Genomic DNA, 18,318 nt, shown 5'->3' with positions numbered 1-18,318 from the left:
TCTCAGGCTTTTTCTGTACTATAAACCTCATTGGGAAAGATAGGAAACGGATTTCGTAATCTTGTTAAGAGGTTTTACGAAATACTAGTCTTTCTTTGTTTTTGCTACAAAGAGAGCAGATAGGGCTAGGCTAACACCTGCTAGGAAGAGGGCTGTGTCAGATTGACTCTCACCTGTTGCTGGCAAGCTCTGTTTTGCTGTTTCTTGTCTAGCAATTTCTTGTTTATGATCTGGAGTCTTACCTTGATCAGAAACTAGAGTGCTAAGTTTAAACTCAGGTTTTTCTACTGTTGGAGCTGCTTGGTCGCCTACTGTCGATAATGGACCTGTGTATTCTGGAAGCTCATGTACCAGTGCCATAACAGCATTGACACCGCCATTGAACTCAGGTTTCTCTACTGTTGGAGCAGTTTGGTCTCCTACTGTCGCTACTGGGCCTGTGTACTCTGGAAGTTCATGTACTAGGGCTTCAACTGCATTGACACCGCCCTTGAACTCAGGTTTCTCTACTGTCGGAGCAGCTTGGTCTCCTACTGTCGCTACTGGGCCTGTGTACTCTGGAAGTTCATGTACTAGGGCTTCAACTGCATTGACACCACCTGTGAATTCAGGAACCTCAAGAACGGGTGCTGGTTCTTCACCCTTGCTTGATTGGAGCGGTTCTTCTGTTAATTCTTGATGGAAGCTTGCCAATTCATAAAACTCAGCCTTGCCACCTTCCCAGACTAATTTGACGTCTAGAAGAGAGCCACCATTTCGGATAGCGAAGGTTTGGAGACTAGATGTAATGGCACCGAGGTCTGTCCAACTGTCTTGACCATCCTTGAGTGTTCTAGCAAGAATACGTGCTTTCGCGCCTTCAGGAAGGCTTGAAATGAGACGAAGATGGTTGGCATTAGTTGGTTCAGACAAGTGATAAACCATTTCTCCCTTATCTTGTTCTGCTTTGTAGCTAGTCAACACTTTTCCGTCTACGAGATTAGTATAGAAGTTCCCTCGGCTTTCGCCACCGTTTCCTTCTACAGTTGGATCATTAATTGGTTTGACAAATTCGCCATCATTGATCACCAATTCTGTAAATCCTACAAAACGAGCATCATAGTCTGCTGTATAGAGGACACGGAGATAGTTGGCTTTGACTGGTGTCGTCAATTCACTTTCGATGTAGCGATTTCCTGGCATCTTAGAATCATGTGTCCAACCATCTGTCAATGAATCATCGTGTGTGCTATTGGCCACACCATCTCCTACTGTAACGACATCAGTCCAAGTTTTACCGTCTTGGCTGACTTGGATTTTACCATCACGAAGATAGTTTTGAGTTCCGTCTTGGATGTAAGCTCTAATCTTCTTGATAGTGCGTTCGCTGCCAAGTTTCAAGGTCACATGACCATCTTTACGAGCATAGTCTGAAAACTCAACGAAGTTGTTATAAACACCATCAAATAATTGATCTAGGTTGTTTAGTTTACGAACATCATTGCTTCCGTATGTTGGATGAATGCCCATAGTTGTAGATTCTAGTTTGGTTGGTTGCACTTCTTTAGTCGTCACAAGGAGAGAAGTTGCTGTAATAGCTTGCTCCTGATCTGTTTTGTTGACCAGACGCACATAACGTACTAAGTGGCTTGCTGCAGATCTATCAGTCAACTGGCTAGCTGGCAGCCATTCTTGAGCATTTGCAGAGTACTCAAGGCTAAGAGCTGGGTTGGCTTGGCCTTGGAGCTGGATGCTCTTGACCTGATGGATACGGTCGAGTTTCATACCTAGATAGCTATTTGCAGGAAGTTTGGTTCCAGCTGGAATTTGAAGCTCATAATGTCCCAAACTATCCACTACCGGCGTTTCCTTCAAGGCATCGACGTTGGTGTCCGTCAACTCACTGTTTCCAGAGCGTGTCTCAACAGAGAAGTCTTGGATACGCCACCAGAGGTCGAGAGCCTTAGTATTGCGTACTCGGATGTAGCGAGCATTGATTGCTCTAGTCACTTCCTTGGTTTGCTCACCTGACAAGCGATCGAGTTCCTGCCAAGTAGTACCGTCTGTAGAATACTCAAGCACACCTGCTGCAAGTTTATCACCCGTTCCTTGGCGAAGTCGTACTTTAGTGACTGACTTGACTTCACCGAGGTCCAGTTGTGCCCAGGCATCTACTGGTGTCGTATTGCTACCGTCAGCATTTGCCATCATGGCTTCTGTATTGTCTTTACCATCAGTGATTTGACGGGCTGAGGTATTTAGTTTGTAAACTAAGTTTGAACTTAGACTAACTGTCGTTGCTTGTTGGCTACGAGCTTTTTCAACTGGACGGTTAACTGCAATTTCCTGAACTGCAAACCAGGTATTTTCACGATCTGCTGTCGCAATCATACGAACTGCCTTAGCCTTGATATTGAGATTCTCAAACTTAAGAAGGGATTCATTTCCGACATAGCTTGGCTCTTTCAAAGTTACCCAGTTATCATTTTCATCTTGATACTGCACTTCTGCCTTACTAAAGGTATCACGTGGATTTGCCTGCGTTCCCATTGCAAAGGTCAAGGTTTGGATCGCTACCGGCTTGTTGAACTTCATACCAATATAATCACCTGTCTTGATGCTGTTTGGTGATTTAATAATCGCATGAGTTGCCAAGTCGCCATCCGTTACTTCTGCCAAACCACCTTCTACACCTGTTCGATTGGTGATAAAGGTGCTGATGATTTGGTCTGGGTGCAAGACTTTTTGAACTTCAGACGCTAGAACTTCTTTCAGGGATAGGATAAATGGACGAATATGTTGAACACCCAATTCAGCTTTTTCCATATGGTCTACATAATGGAAGGTGTGAGTTTGAGACTGTTCGTACAATTTCAAACCTTTATAGTAGCTATCCCAAAGTTTGGCTGCATCATTTGTAGCCATAGCCTCTGTTCCTGTTAGGAAGGCATCAAGGGCATTCATTTGGTCGATTGCATTATCCAACCAATAGTGGATCTGTGCAACCATTTTTTTATCACCTGATGCTTTATAAAGTTCAGCCGCTTCTTTAATCTTGGCAAATTCTGCACGCAAAGTTGCACGTTCTGCAGTTACATCCTGACCCGCTTTGAGCTTGGTCATGAAGTCTGTTAATTTTGGAGCCAATTCAACTGATTCTTCTAGTTTAACGACACGACCATCCATGTTTTGGTTGATCATATGCTTACCGAGTTCGCGGAAGGCTGCTGACACCTTGCTATCTTCAAAATGACCATTTTCAACAAAGTTGAAGGCAATGTCATTGAGTTTCTTAGCTTCTTCTTCTGATTTCCACTGTTTCCATGTATACTGAGCTCCAGCGAAGAGGGCAATCTTAGATGGTTCAGACTGTTGCATTGGGTTCAACATGATACCGGATAGCAAGCTTGGATCTACATTCGGATGAAGGAATTTCTCACCACCACCTAGAATCAAGTGTTGTTTAGAGTTATCTGTTACAGGCCAGTTAATCCAAAGTGAAACTGGGCGATAGGTCTTGCCTCCTGCGGATAGATTGTTCTTGAGAGTTGAAAGGAAGCTTTCAGAGACTTCACCCCAAATCTTACCACCCGTCAAAGTCATAGAGGTTGAACTTGGGAGATTTTCATTGAGGGATTTCAACTCATCCTCACGTCCATTACCCCAATACTGGCCAGGAACAAAGATCATTTCTTTACGAAGACCGCTGTAAGTTCCCTGCATTTCAGTCAACCACTTGGTCATATCTTGCATCAAGCGGTTGTAGCTATTGTAGCCTCCGACTGGGCTTGGAGCATCATCTGCAAGGATACCAAATTCGCGGACACCCACTTTCATCAACTGGGTAAATTTGGCCTTGATGGTTGCCAAATCTTCTTGGTAATGCACTTCATTGCCAAAGCGGATGCGGTTGTTCATGAATGGATGGATAGTCCAGACATAGCGAGTTTTACTTTGATTTCCGACACGAGCAAGTTCACGGATTTCAGCTAGTTTTTCTTCTGGATAGAGTTCACGCCATTTCTTGTTGTGGTATGGATCATCTTTTGGTGCAAAGAAGTATTGGTTCAATTTCAAATCGCCACCATAACGCATGAGCTCTGCACGATCGGCATTAGACCATGGATTTCCATAGTAACCTTCGATGAAACCACGGTTCTTGAGCTCTGCGTAATCTTCTACTGTCACATTGCGAAGGACTGGCACTTGGCTTTCCTTGAGCATGTGTTTCAAGGTTGTTAAACCATAGAAGACCGCATCAGTGTCTTTTCCGACGATGGAAATCGAATTATCCTTGATGCTCAAGACATAGGCGTCAATCTTGTCAAAGAGACCTGCTGAAACATTGGACAAGTTTTGCTCTGCTTGTGAGCCTTGTCCATGCACCCCAAGATAGATATTGGTTGCGCCAGCGATTGCTGCCTTACCAGTTGTATAAGATACTTGATTGTCCTGCAAGACACTCTTCAAGCGATTGCGAGTATAGATATCGAGTTGATCGCCCATGACCAGATTGACTTGCTTGCGAAGGGCTGTGACTCCTTCTCCATAAGTCACTTTTTGTGGCGTTGGGAAGACCTTGTACTCTTTCTTGAGATAGTCTGCGCTCTTGCTGGCAGCTGCAATGCTGTCTTCGCTAGCTGGTTTACTTGCAGTAAATTGATCTGCCAATTCAACTGTTCCATCACCTGTTTGCTCTACTTTTGGTTTTTCTGGTGTAGTTGGTTTTTCTGGTTGACTTGGTGCAGGCGTTTCTTGCTCTTCTTTAACAGGTTTCAATAGATGAACTTCAGCTGCACTTGCAAAACCACCAACGCCTTCCAATACTTTCAACTCAATCTTGTTGGTATGCACCGCCGTAAAGTTGACTGTTTTTTCTTGGGCGTTGTTGTCCCAGCTTCCTTCTGAAACCTTGACCATTTGGCCATCTTTTTGTGCGTAGATTTCGTAGCGCGTCACGACACCATTTCCACCACCTGGACGTGGGAGATACGTCAAGCCATTGACTTTTTCTGCTTCTTTCAAGGTCATAGTAAGGGTGTATGGCCCAGTGTCACCAGTCCACTTAGTATGCCAGAAGGTATTTGGATCATTGTCAAAGGCCTTTTCAACAGCGCCTTCAGTCGCGTTTCCTGGAAGTTGCTGACTGCTTGCGGTTGCCGTAATCTTATCATTTGAAATCAAGCGAGGATTTACAAATGGTTTGTCTGACAACTCTGCACTATGCAAGATTCCTTTGAAACCACCGATGCTTTCAAGCGGTAGTACCAAGCTATTGTGGGCAAAGCGAGGGTGGGCTGGATTTGCGATACGCTCAATCTTTTCACCATCCACATAGACTTCTGTAGATTGTGGTTTGGTCACGATAGAGATTTGATAACGTTTGTTCTTTTCAAGTTTTTTATTGAATTGGATATGGAACTGTTCAAATTGATAAGCAAGATAGCCATCTTTATCAGCTAGATAGATACGGTTGTCCCCACTTGTTGAGAAGGTTTGTTCACCATCACCAGTGACAGTCACATCAAACTTCAAGACATGACTTGGACCAACATCACCTGCTAAGCCTTCGATGCTGCTATCTTTCTCAAAAGCCAATCCCTGCTCGCTTGCCTTCACCTTCTTGCTTGCATAGTTCTTTACTGTTTCAGAATTGATGGTAAACAAGTCGCTTTGATCAATCTCTTTATCAGGATTTGACTGTGGCGCATAAGGGCTCGTTGGTAGGGTGCGTTCTGCAAAGGTCGCAGCTGCACGGTCAGATCCCCAAGTGCGCTCCGCAGTAGTTTGCATGCTCTTGAAGAAGCGTTTAAAGATATCATAAGAGGTCAAACCTGTCTCATGAAGGTCGATATTGTCATTCCAAACTGCGTGCCCACCACCAAGAATACTTGGATGAGAAGCTGGTAGTAGTGGACCTCCACCTGTTCTAAAATCATTCGGTGTCCAGCTATTGTACTGACGTTCGTAGTTAGCATAGTCCCCGTAGGCTGCTTGACTATTGCTTCCACTTGGTACACTATAGGTCGGTACATCCGTGATATTGATAATCTTAGCTCCCTGAGCAATGGCTTCATTTGGTCGTTGCCATCCGATACTCCAGATATCAACTTCTACTCCGTTCCAATCAACAGGAGTGTTTCCACGTTTCGCACTGAGCGAGCCCCAGATACGAGGGGTATAACCTTTTCCTTTAATGTATTTGATAAGGTCATTGACATAGCGACGATAACTTTCTCTGCTGCCATAGTATTCATCCGTTCCAATATGAACAGTGGATACCCCATGAAGTGGTGCATCTGGACCATCGAGGAGTTTGTCATAAACTGATTTGACAAATTTAAGAGTTTCTTCGTACTTGTTATCCAAGTCTAGCATAGCTACGCGCTCAACATTGTGCTTGCCTGCATAATCGCTCAAACTACCTTGATACATGAGGTCTGGACGGACTTTGACAAATGATAGAGCGTGACCTGGTGTGTCAATTTCTGGCACTAGATTGATATGCAAGGCCTTGGCAAGTTTAATCAGATTTTGCATTTCTTCCTTGGTATAATGCTCATCTGATGTCAATTTTTGACCATTCTTACCGACAATGTCTGTCTCCACACGGAAACCAGTCTTGGCATGTTCAAGTACATACTTGAGTTGTTCTTCTGGACTCAAATTCTTACCTGCCAGGTGTTCCTTAAGGAAGATATAGTTATCGTTGAGGTGCAACTGCAAGTCGTTCATCTTGTAGTAGGCCATGTTGAGCATGATGTCTACAAGGGTGTCATATGGGATAAATTTACGACCTGTATCCAGCATAAAGCCACGATGACTGAAGCTTGGGAAATCACGGATTTCGCCATTTTGTAGGTCTGTTTCTCCCATTTGAAGAAGAGTACGAGTAGCGTAGAAGGCTCCTGTGTTCGTTGCGGCTTCGATGGTAATCACATCATTTTGGATAGTGATGCCATAGCCTTCCTTGCCATAACCTTTGTTTTCAACCTTTTTAAACTCGATTCGTTTTTGAGCCTGTTTGTCACCTGTTGCTAGTTCCAATCCACGGCTTGCAAGGTCTGACTGGTAAAAGCTTGCAGCTTGATCAAAGCCAGAATCTCCTGTCGCAAGGACTGTATCTGAAGTGATAGAAGATTGACCTTCTTTTCCATACCATTGTTGAACAGCTGGCGCTACTTTTGGTTTCACACCCACACCCTCGTCCTGATGTAGACCCTTGATGACTACTTCAAACTCTTTGGTAAAGGTATGACTGTCTCTGATTTGTTGGACCATGACCTTGACACGTTGATCTGTCAAAGGTTTATAGATGTGATTTTGAAGGTCAATTACACCTTGTTTGTTGCTTCCGATGAGACTGACTTTCCCTGGTAAAGTTGGCAAGACAAGAGACTGTCCGTCTTCTGCTACTGATAGTTCTGTTACTTGGCGGATATCCGTTACCTTACTGTGGTCCGGAACGTTAGAATAAGCTCGAATTTCTTGGATTCCAACGTTTCTCCAACCCATTGTGCCCGCTTGATAGTCGTTAATTTCTAACTTAAGATATTTAGCTTGAATACTTTCAGCTAGGTCAACTTTCTCATCTAAAACAGGTTCTCCAGTCTTGGTATGAGCGAGTTTCCATTGTTTTTCTCCATTAGCGCCCACGTCTTCTTGACCTGCATAGTAGAGACTCCAAGATTTGATATTAGGGTCATTTTGCCCATTACGAAGACGACGATCCCAGTCAATTTCTACATGTTTGATCAAGGTAGTCTTTGGCAGAGTTAATTCAAAAGTTGGTTTTGGTACATCTTTGTCTGTAGCCCAACGAGTATTGTCATCTCCATCGATAGCTTTATCCGCAGTAAAGTTGGTACCAGTCTCATGGTTGCTCGCCTGAGCAGTAGCACCTTCGAGATGGTTGACATCTTCTCTATCTTCAATTTGCTTTTCAGCTGGTTTTGCTGCTGGCGTAGCAGTTTCAGCTGGTTTATTGTCTGCCTTTGGTGTTTCAACCGGTTTCGGCGTTTCTGCTGGCTTGGGACTTGTAGGACTTGTCTCTGGTTTTGCCTCTTCACTTGATGTAGGATTGCTTCCTTCGTCAGTCGCTGGAGTTTCTTCATGACTTGCTTCTGTTGCAGCTTCTGCATCCGCCTTTTTAAGCGCATCGGCTAAATCATCGGGTAACTTATCAAGCGCTTGAACATGGGTGATGCTTCCCTCTGTCTCTGAAGGTGTTGCTGTTTCTGCCGCCTGAACCATATTGGCGCCAAAGATGCTAGCACCAATCATAACGGAGGCTGCACCGATTGCAAATTTTCTTATACTATAGTGACAGCGTTTCTCAAAAAAATGTCTATCCATCTTTCTCCTATTCCTTTCATCCGCATACATGAGTAAGCGGTATCATTTCTCCTTTGAAAAAGGAGAGAACCAAGAGGTCCTCTCCGGCTGTTTGTTCCTTTTTGATTCGAGTTGCTTTGAACTGCTGAAATCAAATCTCATTAATCTTCTTTACGTTTTGTCGCAAGGACCGCAGCAGATAAAGCGATGCTCACGCTTGCTAAGAAGAGGGCTACTTCTGAGCTGTGCTCCCCTGTAGCAGGTAGTTTTTCTTCATCTTTAGCTCCCGGAGTTTTGGTATCAGCTACTGGACTTGGAGTGAGCGGGTACTCAGGTTTTTCAACAGTTGGAGCTGCTTGATCTCCAGTTGTAGCCAATACACCTGTGTAGGCTGGTTTCTCGTTTACCAAGGCTTGGACCGCATTGACGCCACCCTTAAACTCAGGGACTTCATTTGCAGCCGCTAGGACCGCATTGGCTCCACCTTTGTATTCTGGTAATTCGTGAACCAAGGCTTCAACCGCATTAACGCCGCCCTTGAACTCAGGGACTTCATGTACAGCTGCTTCTGTTGCATTGACGCCGCCTTTGAACTCAGGTACATCAAGAACTGGTGGTTGTTCTTCTCCCTTGCTACTTGTTGGAGCATCTGGTTTCGTAGCAGAATCTTTTAATTGATTGAGATAGTCTGCGAAGTAGGCCACCATTCTTTCCGTCAAGAGATGGTTATCCGTCGCATATTTCATGCTTGCCTGAACGCTAGCTACTTCCTCTTGATTGTCTTTGTCTGTTAATTTCTGCGCCTTAGCCAAAGCTGCTTCATATTCAGACATGTCAAGCGGTGTTTCTGCTACTTGTGGACGGGTAAAGATGAGTTCCGCTGCAGATTGGTATTTATCGCCACCATCTCCGTAAGTCTTGGTACCTGTAAGGACAATTTTCTTAGCCTTGATTGTCTTGCCAAAGTCAATGTCTTTTGGTTTGTTATTATTTGGCCAATCTGTTACGTTAAAGGTATGTTCCTTACCAGACTCATCTGTGACAACCAGTTTCACATCTCGCAAGTTTCCATTTGAATCAGAGGCACGTGGAACATAGCGAAGTCCAGTGATTCCAGTTGGTTCTTTCAAGACCATGGTTGCAGGCTTGCCTACATCTCCTCCATTCCAAGATGTATGCCATAGACTAGACACATTACCATCAAAGGCATTCTCAAGACCTTCACCTGGTTGAGCTGGCGCATCCAAACTTTCAAAGTCTTCTGCTACCAAGGCTGTCTTCTTCTGAACTAAAGCATTCTTCAAAGCTTCAATCTTGGCAATCTCTGCACGCGCTTCTTCCACGCTAATGTCATCATCTGCCTGACTGAGGTTAAAGACCGCCTCTTTCAAAGCATCCATAGACTCTTTCGTATAGTTGCTCATGGTAACCGTTGGCAAGTAGTTCTTCAGAGCATTTTCTGTCAGCATCTTACCTGTTAGGGTAATTTCTTCGATTTGAAGATTATCCATCATGAAGTCGTTATAACCACGGAAGTTGGCATTTCCGCCAGCATCTCCATGAGTATTGCTTGCGTTTCCAGTTGAGTAGATACCTACCCAAGTATCGCCTGTTTCTGCACCTGTCACGAGGAAGGTTACTTTCTTGGCTTTCTTAGAATCTGTCCAAGTGTTTGGCAATTCATGCATTTCCAAGTTGCTTGCTTGACTACCACGACGACCTGACTGGAATTCTCCCTTACCGACTACAAAGGCATAGGTATTGTCTGATCCTGCTTCGTATTCAAAGGTTACACGGTAAGTCTTACCTGCCTCAAAGCGGAAGTTTTGCGGAATAGTTTGGTAAACCAAGTTACGACGGCTCACCAGTCCATTGGTCTTGAGTGACCAATTTCCATCGATAACATCATCAACTTTCTTACCGTTCCAACCACGTTGTGTATATGGATCATGTTTTTCAGACAAGTGAGTGCGGTTGTCTTCGACACCTTCGACACCACCCACTACAAATGGGAAGATTCCTTGAGCTACATTTTCAAAGTCTTGTTTGAAGGTGCCTTTACCTGTATCATGGTTTTCTCCGTACATGCTTGAATTGTTTTCAAAGGTACGAATTTCATCAAAGTAAGTTGCCTCATCACCAGCTTCACGACTCAAAGTAAGAGTAACATTTGAGACGTCAGATCCAGTTGTAAAGAAGGCGTACATGTTTTGGAAGTAACTTGTATTGTCAACTGTAGCATTGTCACGACGTGTATTGTGAGCATAAGCCTTAACATAGTTGAGAGCGAGAGACTTATTGGTATAAGTAGTCACTTCTTTTTCACCGGTATTCACAGTGATACTTGCCTTGGCATTACTACGGTTATCGACACCGACATAAACGGCATACTTGGTATTTGGTTTCAAGCCAGTCAGTTTCTGAGTAAGACTGACCTTGCTCTTATTGCCTTGGATACGAAGCATTTCATTTGCGCCTTGTGATTTGACAATTTCTGCCTTAGAAGCATCACCAGAAATGGTCCAGTGTTTCAAGGTTCCACTGTTAAATCCTTGGTCATAGATATGCATGCCTTCGCTCCATGACATTTCAGGATTGGTTTGTTTTGAACGGTAAAGAACGTATGGTTGATTTGCTAGAAGGTCTAGGGTAATCTTGCCATCTTTTACAGTTAGTTCTTGCTCTTCTGTCTTACCTTGGTCAGTTAGCTTGTAAAGGTAAACCTTGCTATTTGCCCAATCGCTCGGAAGTGTCCAAGTTGTTGCACCGGCCTGCGTATTGAAGTAGTACATTTTTTCCTTATCAGTAGGAAGTTTCTTACCATTTGCATCCCAGTTCCAAGGAGTCAAGTAAGCTGAACCATCTTGGATGACACGTCCATTGAGCGTTACTGTACGTTCGCGGTATTGCGGGCTATTGACATCATTTGACTTACGAGTCACAACAACCTTGTTACCTGCAGCATCGACTAGCTCAACCTTCATTTCTGGAGTCCATTTATAGGTGCTGCCGTTATCAGACATGGTAACTGGTGTACCATTTTCCCATTTACTTACAGTGAAGTGTTGGAAGTACTTAGTCATGACATCATGGGCAAATAAGTTGGTTACATAGCCATTGTAGTCGCTTCTTCCTTGCCAGCCTTCAAAGTCTTTCATGCTGTAGCCACCTAGAAGTGGGTAGTTGGCTGCACCACCGTAACTTCTGTAGTCCCCAACCCAAGAATCTTTTTGGTGGTTGCGGATAAAGCGGGTGATAGCACTGTTGATACCTTTATTAGTGTAGCCACCATAGGTCAAGTCAGCTGCCCAGTGTTGGAAGGTAGAGTCGTATTCACCACCATGGCCCCACTCAATCGCAAAACGCCAGCCTTGTTTGTTGATTTCTTTAGCAAGAACGTGGGTAGCCCAGGCACCGTTATCACCTGATTGACCATTGCCCCATACGTCCACATAGATAAAGTCGAGACCTTCACCAAGTTTTTTCTTTAAGTCTTCCCAGCGAGCCAAGCGTCCATGCGCCAAGTCATAAGCAGCATCGATGTTGATACCTTGGTCTAACCAGTTCCAACCATAGCTGTAGCTTCCATCTGGATTCTTACGAAGAATATTTTCATTAAAGTATTTAGACTCAGGATAAGTCTCAGAAGCGTTCACGTGGATACCTAGATGAGCTCCATATTTCTTCGCTTTTTCAATCAAGGTCTTGAAGTCTTCGACACCACCAATACGTTTACCAATATCAGCATAGTTCAAGTGTCCAGAGTCATGACCTTCACTACCATATCCTTTAAGGAGAACACCTTGCCCAAGACCATCTGTGTGGAGATTGATTTTCTTGATACCATCCAAGGTCATAAGGAATGGGTTTTGTGCTTGAGAACCAAAGTTCATCGCGATACGGTAAGCAGTGATATCCTTGACTTTTTCCCAGCCTTGAGGGTTGTTCATGATGCTACGATAAGCAATGGCACCATCTTGCCAGTCGACTTTGTTGTCAGCATTGGCATCTTCAGTGATAACAACCTTGGCACTTGGAAGTTCCTTCGTGTATTCTGGGAAAACAATGCCCTTATAAGCTTTTTCCCATTGCCATTCAGAACTTTGGATTCCCACATAGTTTGTATTTCCAACAGTTTGTTTGAATGCTGTCAAACGAGTCCAGTCATTCGAACCACCACCGTAGCTGTTTTGAGAGTTACTCCAAACACCTGCAGCAAGCTTATCTGTAGAAACAAAACCATACATATAGCCCTTAGCCAAATCTTTCATTGGATTGGTTACAGCAATATGTTCATCTCCACTGATATGAGTGTTGTTTGACATGGTTGCCCCGTCAAACTTAGCTCCAGTTTGGTCGCTCGAAACTGACACAAGTGAGTTTCCTAAGAAATTGATAGAGGAGAGAAGTTTTCTTTCATCATCAATCTTCTGACCTGGAGTAACTTGATTGTGGTTGACAATCTTGGTCACATCAAAATGTAATTGATTGTCCACAACTTGCAAGCGTACTGTCATATCTGCATTGATGAAATTCTTCTCGTCACGAAGTTTCATCAAATACTCTGCTGTTGTCTCATTGATTTTCTTATAAGTGACTTCAGGTGTAATTTCGCGATTGTTTACCAAGATTTTCTTAAGTTGTTGAACTTGTCCTGGCAAAGTATGTCCATTCAAGGTGTATTCCTTGACACGAGGAAAGGCTTGGTCAATCACTGCCTTGAGGACCTTAGACTGGATCGTATCATAAGTCACCTTGCTATCATCAACGGCAGGACCTGTTTCTTTCTGGGCAGGAGTATCATCTGCTTTTACACCTTCTTGATTGTCTGTTTTAACGCTAACAACCGTACGGTCATTGCTATAAGTTCCTGCCTTGAGAAGGATCTTCTTCTCATTTTTAAGATTCTCATTAACAGCAGCTGGCAAAGTAACTGTATCAAAAAGTTTTACATCATTATTTGTTGCATTCAGCTGACCGTCTGATTTTAAACTAATAGTCAGATGATTCACTGATCCATTTACTGGAGCTGCAACACGACCGCCCTGATACCATGTGCTGTTACCTGGAGTTTTGTATTCCCAGAACCAGCCACCTTGGTCATATCCAACAAAAACATTGTTCTTGGTATCTTTAAATTTCAAGAAGACACCAAAGCGTGATTTGCCCTTTTCAGAATCATCTTTGAAGGTTAAATCAACTGTCGCATTTCCATTAGCGTCAACTGTCAATCCTTGTTTTTCAAACAAGGCTGGTTTATCACCATTGTCGTTCTGTGCAGTTGAAGACAATTGATTGTAGCGAACACCCTTTTCTTCACGAATAGTGACGGTTCCTTGTTGCTCTTTATTCGCTACTGTTTGCCATTCAGGAGTTACTGTCTTAGGTGTTTCAGGTTTCGCAGCTGCAGGTTTATTCTCTTTTGGTTTTTCTTCAGCCGGTTTTTCTTTCTCTTCCAAGTCTGCTGGTTTCACACTTGAAATTCCCTTCATGTGGTCTTGGATCCATTTTAGTTGAGCTGGTGAGAAGAGAATGCCTCCGCTCCGTTTTCCAACTACACCATTTTGGTGAACACCGACTAGTTTGCCTTCTGTATCAAAGATACCGCCACCACTAGCGCCCGGTTTTCCTCCTTGGTAACCAATCCCTTGGACACCTTCTCCGTATGGTTCCGCAAAATCAACTGTAGTATTGACAATCGGATTCAATTTTCCTTCTGGATAACCAAAGACATGGAGTTTATCTCCAATTTTCTTAACAACTGGCTTTTTAGTTACTTCAACAGGCGTATTTTCGAGAACTGTACGCAATCTCACTAGGGCCAAATCATTTTTGAAGCCTTTCAGGTAGCCTTCACGATCCCAATGAATAATATCTTTCTTGCTAAACTTGACATCTGGCAATCCTGGATATGAGATGCTATAGATATCTCCATCCCCTTGGTCATTATCCACAACCTTACGGATATTGCCGTCTTGGCTATCCTTGATAAAGTTGTGAGAAACCGTCAAGACAAGGTCTTTAGCAACGACAATACCGCTACCTTCTCCTGATGGCGTCTTGATCTTAACAGTCGCGCCATAGTTTAATTCCCCATTGGTAGTCTTAGCCACATCTTCTGGGACGAGCTTGCCAGTATCTTGGGCCAATTGATCCTTGTTAACTTCGCGCCCATTGTCTTCAGCTTTCTCCAACTTATCTTCTAATTCTTTTGGCAGATTGCTTGGCTTTTCAGACTTTTCTTTTTCTTGAGCCAACAACTCTTCTTCTGTTTGTGGGCCTTCAGTAGTCTCAGCTGAACCAGGATTCTGAGCGGCAGCTTCCTTGTCAAAATCGTGCCCCTCATCACTAGCCTTCTTATCCAAATCAGCTAGTTCACTCGGCAAATTATCTGTTGAACCAACTCTTGCTTGATCTGCTAAGACTGGAGCAGCAGCAAAGAAAGTCGCCCCAATCATTACCGAAGCTACTCCAAGCGTAAACTTACGAATACTGAACTTACAGCGTTTTTCAAAAAATCGTTTATCCATGAACTCCTAAATCCTTTCATTTTCCAGTAAGCGTTTACATTTCTTTTTTAAAAAATACTCCTTTCTCTGAAAGTGCAATGCTTAACCCTGATAAATAAAAAATAATTGTGCTTTTAATATAACAAATAATAGCTAAGAAAGCAATAGGAAACAAGTAAAATTAAGGAAAATTTTCTCTATTCTGACAAAAATAGGCTCCAAATTTAGAATCTTTCTTTACAAATGTAAAAAAGGATTCAGCATTCAAGAGAAATACTAAATCCTTTCTTATATTTTGCAACAGTTATTTCACATGTTTTGCGAGATCTTCTTGGGCCTTTTTATTCGACTCTTCTTTTTCTTTCATCCATTTATCTTGAGCTTTTTGATATTCTTCTGCTGTTACAGGTTTATCTTGTACATCTAGGTATTTATACAATAGGGCTTCGCTTGTACCCTTGTTACCAGAGTATGCAAACGGAAGCGTAAATGGTACCATCTTAGACAACATTGGACGACCAGTTTTAGAAGTTGTTGGGATGATCAAGGCACTATCGGTCAACCAAGCTTGGGCAGCAGCATATTTCTCATAACGTTTTGAAACGTCATTCACTTCTTCACCAGCTTTCACAACCATTTTTTCGTAGTCTTCCAAACCAACTTGCTTAGCTGCAGCGTTGTTTGTTCCAGAGTCAAATCCTAGGTAAGTCTTTGTATTTTCTCCGACAGATGGCTTGATGATATCAAGGTAAGTAGATGGGTCTGCGAAGTCTGGAGACCAGCCCACGTTATCTGAGATATCCCAGTCTTCTCCAGCTGCAGTTTCAGCAAAGTAAGTGATATTCAAGACATCATCTTTTTGAAGTTGTTGGATATCGACAACGACGTTCTCTGACCCTAGAGTAGCTTCAAGCGATTGTTTGAAGGATTGAACACGTTGAACTTTTGTTGTATTTGTTTGGTCTACTGGCATATCCAAGTGGATTGGGAATTTCACACCTTCTGCTTGAAGAGCTGTCTTAGCTTTGGCAAATTCTGCTTTGGCCTTATCTGCGTTATAGAGTCCATCTTGGGCATCAGCTAAATTTACATCCTTCCACTCGTCTCCATAAGTCACCAATTTTTCTTTGACCAACTCACCAAAGTTTTTGCCATCTGCTTGAACAAATGTAGGTGGGACAAACAAGTTACGAAGCAGTTTAGTCGCACCACTTGCACCGTTTACTTGAGAGGCATAGGCGGTTCTATCAAAACCAAAGGCAAGAGCTTGACGGAAATCTTTGTTTAGAAGAGCTTTCTTGGTTGATGTTTTTTCTTCATCCGTTGTCTTAGAAGTATACTTATAAGACTGGCGATCAATATTAGTACCTACTAAATAAGTAGTAGAATCTTGTTGTGTGTAAACAATATTGTCTTTAAATGCTTTTTCAGTCTCTGGGTAGCTAGCGCTTGTTGGGAAGAGACGCGCCATTGTAAAGCTGCCATCTTTGAAAGCTTCAGTTGGCTTATTAGTATCTTGACCATCCCAGAAGGATAATTTCACTTTATCAAGATGAACATTGTCTTTGTCCCAATAGTTTGGATTCTTTTCGAACTCGACTGACGATTTGGCTACGATTGATTTGAGTAAGAATGGTCCATTGTAGAGAATACTGCTTGGGTCTGTACCTTTAGCAAAGTCATCCCCTTTAGAGTTCAAAAATTCTTCATTAACAGGAGCCAGAACACCCATTGTTGTCTTAGAATTCCAGAAACTTTCTGGCTTGTTCAAGGTGTACTGAATTGTTTGATCATCAAGAGCCTTAATACCAACTTGTGAGAAATCTTTAATTTCACCTTTCACATAAGCATCCAAGCCTTTGATTGATTCCTGAACAAGATAAAGACCATCAGATTTTTTATCAGCAGCATATTTAAGCCCTGTTACAAAGTCTTGAGCTTTGACTTCTGCGTATTCCTCACCTTCAGAGGTATACCATTTTGCATCCTTACGAAGCGTATATGTGTAAGTCAAGCCGTCCTTAGATACAGACCAATCCTCAGCCATAGATGGCACAAAGTTACCATAGCGGTCATTTTCAAGCAATCCATCAATCACATTACTAGTAATGTCAGCAGTTGCTGCCTTACCAGTTGTCAAATAGTTGAGGTTGTCAGGGTCTGTTTCATAGATATATGAGAATGTCTTCTCTCCTTTAGCGCTCGAACCTGATCCAGAGCATGCAGCTAAAGTAGTAGCCGTCAATAAGGTTACACCTGCAAGAGCAAATAGTTTTGAACTTTTCATCATTTTCTCCTTTAAAACTTTCTATCTATTATAGAACCTTTTCAGAAAGATGTCAACAGAATTTTCAGAATTTTTGAATGATTTTAGCATTTTCTGAAAAATGCCCTGTTGTAAAATGAAGTGCAACAAAAAAGACATGTTCATCTGATATACTAGAGTTGCGAAAAACAGTATAAAGGAAGATGAACATGTCCACTAATTATTCTACCACAAATCAATCATACAAGCACTTATCTGAAGCTGAGCGAGGGGAAATTGAAGCTTATTTAAGCGTAGGACTCAAACCTTGCTGAGATTGCTCATAGACTAGGGAGAAATCGCTCTACTATTACTCGTGAAATTAATCGTGGTTCCATAACACAAGTGAAAAAAGTAAATGGGCAGAAGGTCTATTACCAACACTATTATGCAGATGCTGCCCATAACCGTTATCGTCATGCTAGAGAAGCCAGCTATTATCTGAAACTGGATCGTGTATCGGACGACTTTCTGACAAAATTTACAGAAGCAATGAGAGAGAAACCAAGGGTGCATAGCGTGGATACCTTTGTTCATACCTATAGACTTCAACATATAGATGCGGTTGCTCCTTCAACCAAGACGCTCTATAACTATATCCATCAAGGTTTATTAGAGATTAAGGTTATTGATTTACCAAGAGCAGTGCGGATCCGTAAGAAATTTACCAAGCGCCCCTCTACCACGAAACATCTAGGAAAGTCAATTGAAGAACGACCAGAAGAAATCAATAATCGTTCCGTTTTGGAGATTGGGAAATCGATTCTGTTCTGGGTGGAAAGACAATAGGAGAACCTTCTATTCTGACCTTGGTAGAACGTCAAACACGCTATGCCGTCACCAAGAAACTCGTCGAAAAGAAAGCAGAGTATGACAATCAAGCAGTCTTAGAGTGTATGAAACTTTATCCCATTAAGTCCATAACTGCAGATAATGGAAAAGAATTTTCATCATTGAGTAAGATAGAGGGATTAGATGTATATTTTGAACATGCCTATTCATCTTATGAACGAGGTACAAATGAGAATTTCAATGGACTACTAAGAGAGTTCATTCCGAAGGGGTGTTCGTTAAAAGAACTAAATCAGAATCTTTTAGAGGACTATACAAAGGCTATCAATGAAAGACCTAGACGAATTCATGACTATCAGTCCGCAAAAAAGCTATTTGAGCTAACTCAAACGGCTTGAA

3 protein-coding genes and 1 pseudogene are annotated in these 18,318 nt (G+C 42.6%); 1 reads left to right on the top strand and 3 read right to left on the bottom strand.

What is annotated here, in order from left to right; all coding sequences use genetic code 11:
* Positions 1-84 precede the first annotated feature (84 nt).
* The 3 genes from ACIY19_RS00095 to ACIY19_RS00085 form a co-directional block, all read right to left on the bottom strand.
* Positions 85-8,334, bottom strand: coding sequence for an SIALI-17 repeat-containing surface protein (locus ACIY19_RS00095; protein ID WP_409002394.1), 8,250 nt, complete (start codon positions 8,332-8,334; stop codon positions 85-87).
* Positions 8,335-8,474: 140 nt separating this feature from the next.
* A complete protein-coding gene (locus ACIY19_RS00090) occupies positions 8,475-14,843 on the bottom strand; it encodes a SpGH101 family endo-alpha-N-acetylgalactosaminidase (RefSeq protein WP_409002393.1) in 6,369 nt (2,122 codons plus the stop codon).
* Between the two features lie 283 nt (positions 14,844-15,126).
* Complete coding sequence (locus ACIY19_RS00085; RefSeq protein ID WP_409002392.1) at positions 15,127-17,109, bottom strand: peptide ABC transporter substrate-binding protein; 1,983 nt, start codon at positions 17,107-17,109, stop codon at positions 15,127-15,129.
* A 188-nt stretch (positions 17,110-17,297) separates the two neighbouring features.
* On the opposite strand from ACIY19_RS00085, the pseudogene ACIY19_RS00080 reads away from it, so the two are divergent.
* Positions 17,298-18,317: pseudogene (locus ACIY19_RS00080) on the top strand (IS30 family transposase).
* The last annotated feature ends 1 nt before the right edge of the window (position 18,318 follow it).

This window comes from Streptococcus sp. ST14, assembly GCF_046098195.1.
Taxonomy (GTDB): domain Bacteria; phylum Bacillota; class Bacilli; order Lactobacillales; family Streptococcaceae; genus Streptococcus.
This window is presented reverse-complemented; position numbering and strand designations above follow the sequence as displayed.